Annotated in this window: 11 protein-coding genes; 4 read left to right on the forward strand and 7 right to left on the reverse strand. The window is 68.1% G+C overall.

Features of this window, described 5'->3' with window-relative positions; genetic code table 11:
• The coding region (locus QH470_RS04025) for a helix-turn-helix transcriptional regulator (RefSeq protein WP_280270883.1) at positions 1-1,611 on the forward strand (1,611 nt) is incomplete at its 5' end.
• 128 nt (positions 1,612-1,739) lie between these two features.
• The gene (locus QH470_RS04030; RefSeq protein ID WP_280270884.1) at positions 1,740-2,483 is read left to right on the forward strand and encodes an SDR family oxidoreductase; all 744 of its coding nucleotides are present in this window, start codon (positions 1,740-1,742) and stop codon (positions 2,481-2,483) included.
• Between the two features lie 13 nt (positions 2,484-2,496).
• Here QH470_RS04030 and QH470_RS04035 read toward each other — a convergent pair whose 3' ends face one another.
• Positions 2,497-5,250, reverse strand: a complete 2,754-nt coding sequence (locus QH470_RS04035) for a helix-turn-helix transcriptional regulator (RefSeq protein ID WP_280270885.1) — start codon at positions 5,248-5,250, stop codon at positions 2,497-2,499.
• Positions 5,251-5,462: 212 nt separating this feature from the next.
• Between QH470_RS04035 and QH470_RS04040 the strand changes: the two genes are divergently transcribed.
• Together QH470_RS04040 and QH470_RS04045 are read left to right on the forward strand one after the other, a co-directional pair.
• Positions 5,463-6,167 (forward strand): sigma-70 family RNA polymerase sigma factor, encoded by a 705-nt coding sequence (locus QH470_RS04040; RefSeq protein WP_280270886.1) that lies wholly within the window; start codon positions 5,463-5,465, stop codon positions 6,165-6,167.
• 177 nt (positions 6,168-6,344) lie between these two features.
• Entirely contained in the window at positions 6,345-7,658 is a 1,314-nt protein-coding gene (locus QH470_RS04045) for a cytochrome P450 (protein ID WP_280270887.1), read from the forward strand.
• A 19-nt stretch (positions 7,659-7,677) separates the two neighbouring features.
• Here QH470_RS04045 and QH470_RS04050 read toward each other — a convergent pair whose 3' ends face one another.
• The 6 genes from QH470_RS04050 to QH470_RS04075 all read right to left on the reverse strand — a co-directional run bounded on the left by QH470_RS04050 (position 7,678) and on the right by QH470_RS04075 (position 12,695).
• Positions 7,678-8,520 carry an ABC transporter permease gene (locus QH470_RS04050; protein ID WP_280270888.1) on the reverse strand — a complete coding sequence of 281 codons (843 nt, stop codon included), beginning with the start codon at positions 8,518-8,520 and terminating at the stop codon, positions 7,678-7,680.
• The gene (locus tag QH470_RS04055; RefSeq protein ID WP_280270889.1) at positions 8,517-9,254 is read right to left on the reverse strand and encodes an ABC transporter ATP-binding protein; all 738 of its coding nucleotides are present in this window, start codon (positions 9,252-9,254) and stop codon (positions 8,517-8,519) included. Before QH470_RS04055 ends, QH470_RS04050 begins: the two co-directional genes overlap by 4 nt.
• Before the next feature lie 16 nt (positions 9,255-9,270).
• Entirely contained in the window at positions 9,271-9,753 is a 483-nt protein-coding gene (locus tag QH470_RS04060) for an MTB12 C-terminal domain-containing protein (protein WP_280270890.1), read from the reverse strand.
• A 104-nt stretch (positions 9,754-9,857) separates the two neighbouring features.
• Positions 9,858-10,670, reverse strand: coding sequence for an SAM-dependent methyltransferase (locus tag QH470_RS04065; RefSeq protein WP_280270891.1), 813 nt, complete (start codon positions 10,668-10,670; stop codon positions 9,858-9,860).
• Between the two features lie 249 nt (positions 10,671-10,919).
• Positions 10,920-11,987, reverse strand: a complete 1,068-nt coding sequence (locus tag QH470_RS04070) for a hypothetical protein (protein WP_280270892.1) — start codon at positions 11,985-11,987, stop codon at positions 10,920-10,922.
• Positions 11,988-12,119: 132 nt separating this feature from the next.
• Positions 12,120-12,695 (reverse strand): hypothetical protein, encoded by a 576-nt coding sequence (locus tag QH470_RS04075; RefSeq protein ID WP_280270893.1) that lies wholly within the window; start codon positions 12,693-12,695, stop codon positions 12,120-12,122.
• Between the last annotated feature and the right edge of the window lie 694 nt (positions 12,696-13,389).

Genomic DNA, 13,389 nt, shown 5'->3' on the forward strand with positions numbered 1-13,389 from the left:
CCCGCCGCCCGCCCCCCGGCCGGGGGCGGACGGCCCGCGGCCGCGGCGCCCCCGCCGCGGGCGTTATTCCTCCCCGCCGGCCCCCCCCGCGGCGGGGTGGGGGCGGGGGCGCCCGCGCACGCCAGCGTCCGCGCGGGTGACCTGGACGCCGCGCGGCGCTTCCTCGATATCGCCGAACTCGATGCGCACAGCGAATACCTCGGGGCCCGAGCACATCTGGTGCGCGGCCGGATCGCGCACGCGGCCGGGTTCAACAACGAAGCGCCCCCTATCCTGCTGGCGGCGGCCCGGCGGCTCGAGCCCTTCGACATGGCGCTCGCGCGGGAGACGTACCTGCTCGCCTGGGGCGCGGCGGCCTGGGGCGCCGCCGACGCCGACAGCCTGGTGGCGATTTCGACGGCGATCCGGAAACTTCCTGTCCCCGAAGGCGATCCGCGTTCCATCGACCTGGTGCTCGAGGCGTGCGCGCTGCTCGTCACGGAGGGCTTGGGCACCGCCATCACCACCCTGCGGCGGGCGATGGACGCGCTGGTCGAGCTACCGGTGCCCGAGGTGCTGCGATGGGGCTGGGCAGCGTGCGGTCTCAGCCCCGCGGTCTGGAGCGAACAGATCATGATCGAGACCTATACGCGGGCGGCCGAGGTGGTGCGCGCCGCGGGCATCCTGACCGAGCTGCCCATCTACCTCGCCTCGCTGGGCGCGGCGACCTCGCTGATCGGAGACTTCGCGACGGCGGCCGAGATCGTCGCGGAGTCCGAAGGTCTCGCCGCCGCCACCGGCGTCCCGCTCGCGCCGTACACGACCCTGATCCTGACCGCGATGCAGGGCCGGGAGGACGAGGCCGCGCCGCTCATCGCCACCACGATCGAACAGACCGCCGCCGCTGGGCAATTGACCGGCGTCACCACCGCGCACTGGGCGGCCGCGGTGCTCTACAACGGCCTCGCCCGCTACGCGGAGGCGCTGGCGGCGGCGCAGGCCAGTACTCGCATCGCCCAGTTGGTGGTCTCGGTGTGGGTATTGCCCGAACTCATCGAGGCCGCGGTGCGGGTGCACGACGACGAGGCCGCCCGGGAGGCGTTCGACCGCCTGGTCGATGTCGCGGAGGCGGCCGACACCGAGTGGTCGCACGGCATTCTCGCCCGCTGCCGGGCACTGCTGGCCGACGAGGCGGCAGACGAGCTGTATCGCGAAGCGATCCGCAGGCTGAGCAACACCCTGATGCGCCCGGAGCTGGCGCGCGCCCATCTGCTCTACGGCGAGTGGTTGCGCAGGCAGTCCCGCCGCGTCGACGCGCGCGGCCAGTTGCGTACGGCCTACGACATGTTCGTATCGATCGGCATGGCGGCATTCGCCGAACGCGCCCGGCGCGAGTTGCTCGCCGGCGGGGAGAAGGTTCGCAAGCGCACGATCGAACCCAGCCCGGACGAGCTGACGCCGCAGGAGCGGCAGATCGCGCTGCTGGTGGGCGCGGGACTGTCGAATCCGGAGGTGGGTGCGCGGCTGTTCCTCAGCCCGCGCACGGTCGAGTGGCATCTGCGCAAAATTTTCACGAAGTTGTCGATCACCTCGCGGCGGCAGCTCCGGGATGCCCTGCCGCACAGCGAATAGCCGCCTGTCTCGGACCCTGGTCCGCGAGACCAGGGTGTCTCCCGGGGGCGACCGGGGTGCCGGACGCGCGACGCTGAGCGGGTCGGCGCCGCCCGCCGATCGTCTCGAACCAGGGAAGTGAGGCAGTCATGTCAGATCGTCCGTTGGCCGGAGCCGTCGCGCTGGTCACCGGTGCCAGCAGCGGCATCGGGGCAGCGACCGCGCGGCGTCTGTCCGGGGCAGGGGCGGCGGTGGCGCTGGTCGCCCGGCGCGGCGACCGGCTGAACCGGCTGGCGGAAGACCTCACCGTCGGCGGCGGGCACGCCGTCGCGGTGGCCGCCGATATCACCGAACCGGCGCTGGCCTACCGAGCGGTCGAGGACGCCCATGACCTGTTCGGCCGATTGGATGTCGTGATCAACGGCGCCAGCGTCATGGTGCTCGACACGGCGTTGCACACACCGGTCGAGGAGTGGGATCGGATGATTTCGCTCAATGTGTCTGCGCTCGTGCATATTACGCACGCCGCCCTGCCGTATCTGATCGATGCGGCGGCGACCTCGCCGCGGCGGGTGGCGGACCTGGTCAACGTGGGTTCGGTGGCGGGGCGGACCGCGCGGCCACCCGGCAGCGTCTACAACCTGACCAAGTCCGGTGTCGACGGATTCACCGAATCGCTACGGCGGGAACTGCTTTCCGAGGGTGTGCGGGCCAGCGTGGTGGCGCCGGGTGTGGTCGATCACACGGCGCAGGAGACGGCCGGCCCGCTCATCGACCCGATGTCGGCGTTGCTGCCCGACGATGTCGCCGATGTGATCGCCTACATCGTCACGCGGGAGCGGCACGTGGCCGTCAGTGAGGTAGTCGTCCGGTCCGGCGGTCAAAGCTGGTAGCGCACAGCCGCTTTCACCGGTCCAGGGCCGCGCGGAGTTCTTTGCGCGAGGTGAGGTCCAGCTTGGTGAACACCTTGCGCAGATGCCATTCCACGGTGCGGGGACTGATGAACAGCTCCGCGCCGATCTCGGAGTTCGTCAGGCCGTCGCCGGCGAGCCTGGCGATCTGGATCTCCTGGGCCGTGAGGACCCGGGAGACCTCGACAGCGCCCCGGCGCACGGATTCGCCGGTGGCGGCCAGTTCCCGGCGGGCCCGCTCGGCGAAGGCCCCGGCGCCGAAGCGGTGCAGCATCTCGTAGGCGATCCGCAGCTGCTCGCGAGCGTCGGCCCGCCGGTTCTCGCGGCGCAGCCACTCGCCGTAGACCAGGTGGGTGCGGGCCAAATGCACCGCGACCCGGCTGCGGGAAAGCCGTTCGACGGCTTCGCGATACGACGTTTCGGCCGCGTCGCCCGCGCTGAGTAACGCCCGCGAACGGGCCAGCATGCCGAGGGCCCACTCGGTGCCGCTGGCTTTCGCACGCCGTTCCAGCCGCCGCAGGGCCGCCCGGGCCGCCGCGTGCGCATCGGTCCGCACGCCCGCTTCCACCAACTCGGTGAGCGCATGCCCGACGGACCCGAGATCGTCGTATTCGCAAGCTTTTTCGGCGCTGGCGAGTGCGGCCTGATATTGGCCCTGGCCGTTGTGCAGCACCGCGAGCAACTGGCTGCCCGTGCCGATCGTTCTGCCCTCACCCCAGGTGGCCGCCCGGCGCAGGCCGGACTCGATCGTGCGCAGTGCCTGTGGGTCCGTGCCCCGCCAGGCGACCAGCAGCAGCGCGGTGTAACCCAGCGGTGAGTTGCCGGTGGCCTCGGTAAGCACGTCGGCCTCCTCGACCAGCGCCGCGGCCACGTCGAATTCGCCGGCGTACAGGTGCGCGGCCGCGCGATAGGTCAGGGCCAAGGGCAGGAAGTTGAGCGCGCCGGTCTCTCTCGCGGTCTGGACAGCCCGCGTGCCGAGTTCGTGCCACGCCTCGTCTGCCCACAGGTCCGCGGCGGCGGGCCAGGTCAGCCAGAGCCACCGCATGACATCGTCGTTGTCCGCGGCCGCACCGCGGAATGCCCGCAGCGCGTCGAACAGCGGCTTCGCGCCCACGACGTAGCCGTCGGCGAAGCGCGCGGTCAGACCGGCGAGCAGCGTGTCGACCGGCCGCCGCCCCGTACCCGGCACCGCGGCGCGCGCCGTCTCGGCCACCGCGCGCACGCTGTCCGCCCCGTTCAGCCGGCCGGCGAACACCGCCGATCCGATCGCGTCGAGGTACGTCTCACGGGCCTGGTCCGGCGAGTGCGTCGCCATGCGGTGCGCCGCGTCGAGCAACAGCGGCAGCGCGTCCCCGCCGCGCCTGCGCGCGAAGACGATCTGGGCGCGCAGCCGTGCCAGCCGCTCGCGCCGGAGTTCGTCCAGCGGGCCCAGTTCCGCTGCCGTGAGTAGCTCGAGGGCAGTGTCCGGGGCACCGGCCTCGAACGCCGCCTGCGCCGCGGCCAACGCGCGCGTACGGCGCGTGGCGGGATCGGGAGTCTGGCCGGTGGCCCGGCGCAGGAACGCGGCCGCCGCCGCGACGCCGCCGCGAGCCTGGGCGCGCGTCGCGGAACGTTCCAGTTCGGCGGCCACCTCCTCGTCGAGTTCGACCGTGGCGCTTGCCCGATGCCAGGCTCGCCGATCCGGGTCGGCGACCGGATCGGTCGCCTCGGCCAGTGCGCGATGCACCGCTCGGCGTTCCCCGGGGTCCGCGGCGCGATAGGCCGCCGACCGGACGAGCGGATGGCGGAACCGGACCTGTGCCCCGAACTCGATCAGTCCGGCACGCTCGGCCGCGGCCGCGGCGTCCGCCCCGGTGCCGAGCCGTTCGGCCGCCCGCCGCAGCAATGTCAGGTCTCCCACCGGCTCGGCCGCCGCCGCCAGCAGCAATCGGCGCGCGGGAGCGGAGAGCGCCTCGATGCGGCCCAGGAAGCTCTGTTCGATTCGGGTCACCACCGGTCGCGCGTCCGGGCGTCCGTAGCCGCCGGCGAGTTCGGCGCCGGTCGGCCCGTGCGGCAATTCGAGCAGTGCCAACGGGTTGCCCCGGGCCTCGGACACGATGCGATCGATGACGCGGTCGTCGAGCCGCCCGGGGATCGCCGATTCGAGTAGCGCCCGGGCGTCGCTGTCGCGCAGGCCGCGGACAGTGAGTTCGGGCAGACCCGCGAGGAGATCCCGGCCCTCCTCGACCGGTGGAGTGCGCACCGCGAACACCAGTGCGACCCGTTCGGCCAGCAGTCGGCGCGCGACGAAAGCCAGTGTCTGCGCGGACACCTGGTCGAGCCACTGCGCGTCGTCGACGACACAGAGCAGCGGCTGTTCCTCTGCGGCCTCGGCCAGCAGGCCGAGTACCGCCAGCCCGACCAGGAACCGGTCCGGCACGCTGCCCGCGCTCAGGCCGAAGGCGACGGCCAGGGCCTCGCGCTGCGGGGTGGGCAGGTGCTCGAGATTGTGCATCATCGGCGCGCACAGCTGATGCAGTCCCGCGAAGGCCAACTCCATCTGGGACTCGACGCCGACGGCCCGCGCGATCCGGCAATCCGCGGCGTTGCGGACCAGGTATTCCAGCAGCGCCGTCTTGCCGATGCCCGCCTCGCCGCGCAATACCAGCACCCGGCTCGTACCCGAGCGCGCCTCGGTGAGCAACCGATCCAGCGGCTCGCATTCGTTTCGTCTGCCGCGCAGCGTGCGCGGCTGCTCGCTGCCCGACATCACCACCACCGCATCCGAGACCCGAACCCCGGTGAGTACGGGGCCAGCACATGATGCCACCCGCGCGAAGCAGGTCGGAAGGCACGGGCACGTGTCCCTGGTTGCCCTGCCCCAGGGATTCGCCCGGTATTTCCAAGGGCGCGACCGGCGTTCGCGGCGGGCGACCGTTGAGGTGCGGCTCGTCCGGGCTGCTTCGCGAAAGGACCGTCGCCATGAGCCCGATGAACACCGCAACCGCCCTGCCCGAGCCGGACTTCACCCGGGAATCGGCACCGGAGGCGACCGGGCTGACGGATTTCCAGGATGTCCGCCCGCGGCTGTTCGGAATCGCCTACCGGATGCTCGGCCGGGCGGCCGACGCCGAGGACGTCGTGCAGGACGTCTGGCTGCGCTGGCAGCGCACCGACCGCGCGCAGGTCCGGGACGGACTCGCCTTCCTGGTCACTGTCACGACGCGGGTCTCCTTGAATTCTGTCGGCTCGGCCCGGGCCCGCCGGGAGATCCCGGTCGATCACTGGTTACCGGGGCAGGTGCCCGGCGGCGAGGACCCGTCGCTGCTGAGCGAGCAGTCCGCCGCGCTGGCGGACGCCGTCACGTTGCTGCTGCAACGTTTGTCGCCCACCGAACGCGCGGTCTTCGTGCTGCGCGAGGCCTTCGACTACCCGTTCCTCGATATCGCCGCGCGACTCGGGATCAGTGTCGCCAACGCCCGGCAACTGGCGCGTCGCGCCCGTTCGCATCTGGCCGAACCGCGGCAGGCAGCCGTGCCGAGGGAAGTCCACGACCGGTTGCTGCGGGCGTTTCTCGCGGCCGCACAGGACGGTGCGGTGACGCGCTTGGAAACCCTCCTCGCCGAGGACATTACGGATGCCGTAGTGGGCGGCCGACCTACTCGGCGGCTCCGCGCGCAGGGGTAATAGCACATCGCAGCAAGATCATCATGCGCTGCGGGACAGATGTTTTCGCTTGTCAACCGGCCATCGTGGGAATCCGGGCTGAGGTAACGTGTGGAACGATGCTGGGCTCAGCGATCGTGGTCGGATCCGCCGCAGTCCCCGGCCTTGGATCTGTTGAACGAAGGGGCAAGATACACAGTGGACATTCGTGACGTGCCGTGCGGTCCCGGCCGTCTGCCTGTTGTCGGACACGGCTGGAGAATATGGCGTGATCCGGTTCAGTTCATGGTGGATCTGGCCGATGTCGGGAAAATCGCGCGTGTCGATATCGGAAGTCTCGCTGTCTATGTCATTACCGATTTCGAACTACTCCACAGGGTGCTGGTAGAGAATTCCGACGCTTACGAGCGCGGGCTCCTGTTCGAACGTATCCGCCTCATATTCGGGGAGTCGTTGATCGTCGCGGATGGTCAGCAACACAGGGATCTTCGTCGTCTGCTGCAACCGGCGTTCCATCGCACAGAGTTGGAAAGCTACGCGCACGTCATCAAACGCAACGCGGATGCGCTGGCGAGTTCGTGGCAGCCGGGCCAGATTGTCGACGCCCGTTCCGCGGTGCTGGAAGTGGTGATCGCCAACCTGCTGGGGTCCATGTTCTCGCACGAGCCCGATGCCGAGGAACTAAGGTTCATCTCGGGTCTGATCGGGGATATCGGCGCAGGCGCCATCGTCGGTAGTGTTCTGCCCAAGAAGGTGGCGAGCCTGCCATTGCCGGTGAACCGCAAATTCCTGTCGGCCGGAACGCAATTGCGGGACTACTGCCAGAAGCTGCTCGTCGAGCGCCGGGCCAGCGGCGATCGCCACAACGACCTGCTCGACGTCCTGCTGTATTCCTCCGATGCGGAGGGCCATAGCGACAAGCTCCTGGCAGAGCAGGCGGTGACCGTCCTGTTCGGCGGGATCGACGCCTCGACCGCCACGCTGACCTGGGCGTTGTACGAGTTGTCACAGCGTCCGGAGGTGGCAGCGAAGCTGCAGCAAGAGATCTCCGCGGCAGCGGGACTCGGCCCCCGAAGTCTCGACCAGCTCGACTATCTGAACCGGTTCCTGAACGAGGTCACGCGGTTCCATTCGCCACTACTGCAGACGCGACGCACCGTCACCACGGTAGAACTCGACGGATACACATTTCCCGCCGGGACCGATATCGGCTACAGCATCGCCGCTGTTCATCGCAACCCGAATATTTTCGCCGATCCGAACACTTTCGACCCCGATCGATGGTCGGCCTCGGGTTCCGGGTCGAAATGCCGGAGCTTCGTTCCGTTCAGCATGGGCAATCAGATGTGCATCGGCAACAATTATGCCTGGATGGCCCTGCAAACGACGCTCCACAGTTTGCTGTCGAAATGGGAGTTCCAGCCGGTCGCGACAAAGAAGTCCCCGCGCGCCATGGGTCCGATCCCTGGAATGAAAAGTCTTCCGCTAGAGGTTCTCCCGGTCTCTGCGTAAACCAGCGGCCGGGCTCGGCTCAGGCCGTACCTGATTTGGTGAGCGGCGTCGCCCTGCGATATCCGGATATCCGGCGAGTGAGGGTGGGTAGGGCGGCGGTGAGAACGAAGAGGGCGACGGCGACGAGAACGAAGTAGAGCAGAGATCCGGTGCGGCCGAAGCGAGGGAGGAAGGCGACTTCCTGGCCGGTTGCCGCGACGGCGTTGAGGAACGGGGCATAGGCCTGCAAGGTGTAGCCGTGGGGTAGCAGATTGAGGGAGTTCTCGGCCACATACACCCAGAACAGGAGGACGGCGACCGCGGCGGACGGAGTGCGAATCAGCGACCCGGCAGCGACACCGACACCGCAGGCGGCGAACGCGTAGCACGGGACGGTCCAGAGGAATCGGATACCGGCGGAGTCCGTAATGTCCACGGCGCCATAGATTTGCGGGAACAGGTGTGGCAGCGTGACCATGACGACGACGAGCAGAACAACGGTCGATATCGCCGTGATGGCTCCGTAGTAGATCCACCTGGCCAACGCGACCGTCCAGGACCGCGCGAACAGGAACGCGTTGAGATCGCTTGTCTGACCACGCCATTGGGTGGCGTGGGCGTAGGCGGCGGTGACCATCATGACCGACACGGACAAGGTGATCACCCAGTACACGGAGTTGGTGGTGGAGACCGTGGCCACGTAACTCTGTCCCGGCAGGGACGCGAGTCGTTCTGCGACAGCGGCGATTCCGAAGGTGACGACCAGCGGCAGCACGAAGGTGAGGGGGACTGCGGCGGTCCACAGGAAGCTACGTCCGGTGGTGCGGGTCCATTCGGCGGCGATGCCGCGGCGGATCAGGGTGGCCGGACCGGGGCTGCTCATGGGGCCACGCTCACCGTGACGTCGGTAGGAAGGCCGGCGATTCGCAGGTAGGCGTCCTCGAGGCTGGTCTCGCCCGGCTCCAGGGTGTCCATGAGGTGGGTGAACGGCTGGTCGGTCAGAACGCGCCGGTCGCCGATGATGACGATGTGGTCGGCGTTGCGTTCGACCTCGTCGAGCAGGTGCGTGGCAACCAGGACGCAGGTCCCGGCATCGGCGAGTTGGCGCAGCAGTTCCCGAATCCAGCGGATGCCCGCGATGTCGAGGCCGTTGAGAGGTTCGTCGAGCAGCAGGGTCCGAGGCTCGGAGAGCAACGCGGCGGCGATGCCGACACGTTGGAGCATCCCGAGCGAATAGTGCCCCAGTCGGCGATCGGCGACCCGGACGAGGTCGACGATCTCGAGCACATCGCCGACCCGGCCGGGGGATATGCCGCGCGCGCGGGCGATCCAGCGCAGGTGCCGGCGTGCGGTGTGACGTGGATCGAAAGCCCGGTAGTTGAGGTGCATTCCGAGCGTGGCCGGCGTGGTGTGCTGAGCCCGAACGAGGGTGCCGTCGACCCGGACGGTGCCGACGGCAGGCGCGATGACACCGCAGATGCACCGCAGCAGCGTGGTTTTGCCGGTGCCGTTGAGGCCGATCAGGTAGGTGAGTGCCCCGTCGGCCACGGTCAGTTCGGGGACTTCGAGGACGGTCGCACCCGGGTAGCTCAGGGTGAGGTCACTGATTTCGATCACCGGCGCGCGCAGCCGATCAGAAGTCGCAGGCCATCGCCAGCCCGACGGCCTTGACGCCCTCGCACACGGAGCTGTTGGACAGCTTCCAGACACCGTCGATGCGCTTCCAGACCACGCGCGCAACCAGATCCGGTTGTCCCGCTGTCTTGCTGCGCAACATCGCGGTGTGCACGTTGCCGTCATGCGTTTCGGGGCCGGTGATCTCATTCGACCCACGCGGAGCGCGGTACATGCCGATGTTGTAGAGAGTGCGCGCGACCACGACAGCCCTTGTGCCGCCTTCCATATTGGCGGCCTTGGCTTCGTCGGAGGCGGGTGTTTCGATCAGGAACGCGACTTGGGCGTCGAGATCCTCCAGGGTGGGGACCTCCTTGGTGAGGAGGAACTCGCCGGGAGCGGCGGAGGCGGCAGGGGCATTGACAACCGAGGCGCCGGTCGTAACAGCGGCGATCGTGGCGATCGTCGACACGGCACCAGCGACAATTCTGAGGGTCTTCATCTCTTCATCCTCTGGATCGACTGGGGCAGCACCTGATGCACGCTCGAATGTGCAGGCGGCCAACGGATTGGCGTGTTAGAGACTACTCCTGTCACATCGGTTCCTCAGGGTTTGCGGCCGATCGCACCGAGCATGACCATTCGAGTGTCCGGCAAGCCGGGGCGCAGCCACTGCTGTACCGGCACCACACCGGGTTCGAGCAGCTCGAAGCCGGACAGGAATGCCTCCGTCTGCGGTGTGGACCGGAAACAGACTTGGGCCGGAGTGTCCTTGGTGCCGGTCAATATTCGGAGTATCTCCGGGTCGGAGTCGCTGGAGCCGTGCGTGATCGTCAGGTAGCTGCCCGGTGCCAGCCGATCGCGGATGGCGGCGACGATCCCGGCGGGGTCTTCGTCGTCCATGATGTAATGCAGCACACTGACGAGCGTGATGGCTACCGGCTTGTCGAGGTCGATCAGGGCGCCGTCGTGCAGTTTGTCGAGGATGTCGAGGGGATGGCGAACGTCGCCCAGCAGTGCCGAGATACCGGGTGGTCCGGCCAGCAGCGCTTCGCAATGGGCGACCACGACCGGGTCGTAGTCGACGTACACGACCTGCGCCGACGGTTCGATCTCGCGAGCCACCTCATGGACATTGGGTGAGATCGGGATACCCGAGCCGAGATCGATGAACTGGCGAATACCGGCATCGGCGGCCATCTCGACCGCTTTGCGCATGAAACCCCGGGTGAACCAGGCCAGGGTCTTGAGTTCGGGTGCGGTGGACAGCATTTGACGGGCCATGTCTCGGTCGACGTCGTAATTGTCCTTTCCGCCCAATAGGTAGTCGTACACCCGGGCTGAGCTCAGCTCACCGGGATCGAGTGGGTGCGGTATCCGGTTGTGCTCCGGCGCAGTCCCTTCAGTTCCTTCGACCACGGGTGCAACCGTAGCCGACCAGCGCCTCGGGTGTGTGCTCCTCCGGAGATCTGTTGTGGCGCGTATGCGTTGCTCGAACGTCGCGCTACTCCGCCCGGTCGAACCGACCTCTCGGTCCGTGTTATCGGCGAACTTCGTTCTGGCAGAACATGTTCCAATACTCGACGGCAGGCGCGAATGCCTTCTCTCCGCTGCCCGGGACCGGATCAATGTGCTGCCCCCAGGTACCGCCGGTGCCGGAACTCCGTCTCACAGATCGGTTTCGGCCAAGGCGACCGCGTGTGCTACTGCGGACCGCGCCCGATCGACGGTCGTATAGCGGCCTAGACCACACGGGGCCGCGACGTCCAACAGGCCGCCGTAGGCCGCCTCCGCCGCCGCCAGGCCCTGTCGCGCTTGCGCGAGCGGCTGCGCCGGATGCGCGAGCCCGGCGACAAGTCGCGTGGTGGCGGGCAATTCGAGGCGTGTCAGGGGCGCGTAATACCGCGGCCGCACCGGCGCCTGTTTGCCGTCGCCGATGGGCACATGGACGAAATCGAGATGTCTCCCCGCGGGCCAGTACCGCGCTATCGCGTTGGTCAGATCGACGACCGAGGCCGTCGATCTCGGCGCCACGACCGGCTTGTCGTCGAGGCTCCCGTAGCACAGGTGCACTCCGAAACGGGCACCGTGGGGCGCCCGTGCGACGAGGCGTGCGATCGCTCGACCTGCCAGGGCGGCCGGACCCTGCCGCAGTCCCCCGGGCATCCGCGCGCAGAGCAGCGTCTCCGCGGCCAGTTCGAGTTGGAATACGACCTTGTCCCCCAACGCCTCGTGGATACGGACGATCTCTCTGACAGTGGCGTCGACAATCGGGCGGTAATAAGGGAAGGCCCGGTCACCACGGCCGGCCGAGCGGCGACGCAACACGAGCATTCGTGCCTCGAAAGCGATGAAACCGATGACGAAAGGCGTCGGTATGCCTACCTGCAAGCGAAGTCCGGGATCGGTGCGGCGCAGAGCCTCCAACGCCTCGACGGCACGCCTGGTCTCCTCCGCGTAGCCGAGCGCCGCGTCGACATCGCCTTCGCCCAGCGATCGGCCCGCGCGAAGCCGAAAGGTGTTGCGGGAGCGTAACGTCGACCAATCACCGCGCCGCACGGGCTCCAGCGCCGGGATGCTGTCCAGCCTGTCGATGACGGGCCTGATGTACCACTGGGCGCGATACGGATCCGCTTCACCGCCAGGAACCACGCCGTCCAGGAACTCCCCGGCCGTATCGACGGCGAACCCCATCGCCTTTTCCGGACTGTCCAGCTGCGCGGGCAAGCTGCCCACGAAGTGAACCCTACGCTTCGGCTGCACGGCGTCAGTGTCGCACACGGCTGTACCGAGAGGACTGCCAGAGTGTCGCCCAGGTGTTCGATGACGTTGCGCAACAGGACAAAACGGATCGCCTTGTGGTCCGCCTCAGGTTGCCAGGAAGGTTCTGACGGCTTCGTCGCTGGAGAGGTGGTTGGCACCGACGGAGACGTCGATAGTCGGATAGTTTCTGCGGACGGCGTCGGCGATATGGGAGAGCCGATCGGCGACTATGGCGGGGTCGCGTAGCGACTCTTGTCTCAAACCCTCGAAGCCGGGAAAACCATCGGCAACCAGATTTGCCTCGGGGTCGGCGATGATATCGGGATAGGTCTGAAATTCCACACTGACGATCTCGGACGTGTCCACGCGACCCGGCGTGGTGTAAACCCGGTCGCTGACGCCTTCGATGAAGTTGGCAGCCGAATGTCCTTCCGCGGCCACCGGATTCACACGGATCCGACGGGCGTCGATACCCAGGACCATGCCCGCGGGGTGGAACCGCATCGCGCCGTCGCGGACATCGGTCCAGCTCGTGATCGTTCCGTACACGCCGGCGATGCCGTTGTCATCGGTCAGGTATACGACGTCACCGGCGGAGCTGTGTGATGCCGAACGAATGTAGCCTTCTGAGGTTGCCGTTTCGCTGAAGGCCCTCGGAAATACTTGATCGACCTGCCACAACCGTGCTCCGTTGTAATACCGATCCGGTGGTACCGGCCCGAATTCGAACCGCGGAGGCGAGGACGGCGGCTCGCCGCCATCGAATTCGTGGCGAAATCCCCTGTCGGCGTTCGATAGTTCTCGAGCACTCCTGCGGGCCACGTCGCCGGTTCGCTCGTACCCCTCGGCGACTGTCCTGGCACCCCGGCCGATCTCACGCCCGACAGCCCGGGTAAGGAGGGCGAATGCCTCCGCCCACGACTTTCCCGTCATTCGATAGTCCGCGGGTCAATGTTCGACGTCCGGCACGCCGTGTCCAGTTTCCGCATATGCGTCCCGCTCAGAGACGTCCACACCGCGGCCAGGTGCTCACCACCGCACTGCTAGCGCGATCCGGTGTCGCGGCGTTGGTGACGGGGTTCGGTGGCAGCTCGGCTCCGACGGGTGATACCGGCTGGGATACAGCTGTGGTTCCGTCATATGAAGTTGGATGAGCTCCGGTCCGGACCGGTTCCGTCGTAACTGGATTCGATGCAGGAGTCCAGCCAAGGCAGACAGGCCTGTCCGGTACTGCACAGCGCAAATGACCGGGGGCCCCCCGGGGGGGGGGGGGGCGGGGGGGGGGGGGTGGTGTTTGGGGGGGGGGGGAACACCCCCCCCCGGGGGGGGGTGGGGTGTTTTAGGACCCCGGCGGGGGTGGAACCCCCCCCCCCCC

The sequence above is a fragment of the Nocardia wallacei genome (genome assembly GCF_029868745.1).
GTDB classification, from domain to species: domain Bacteria; phylum Actinomycetota; class Actinomycetes; order Mycobacteriales; family Mycobacteriaceae; genus Nocardia; species Nocardia wallacei_B.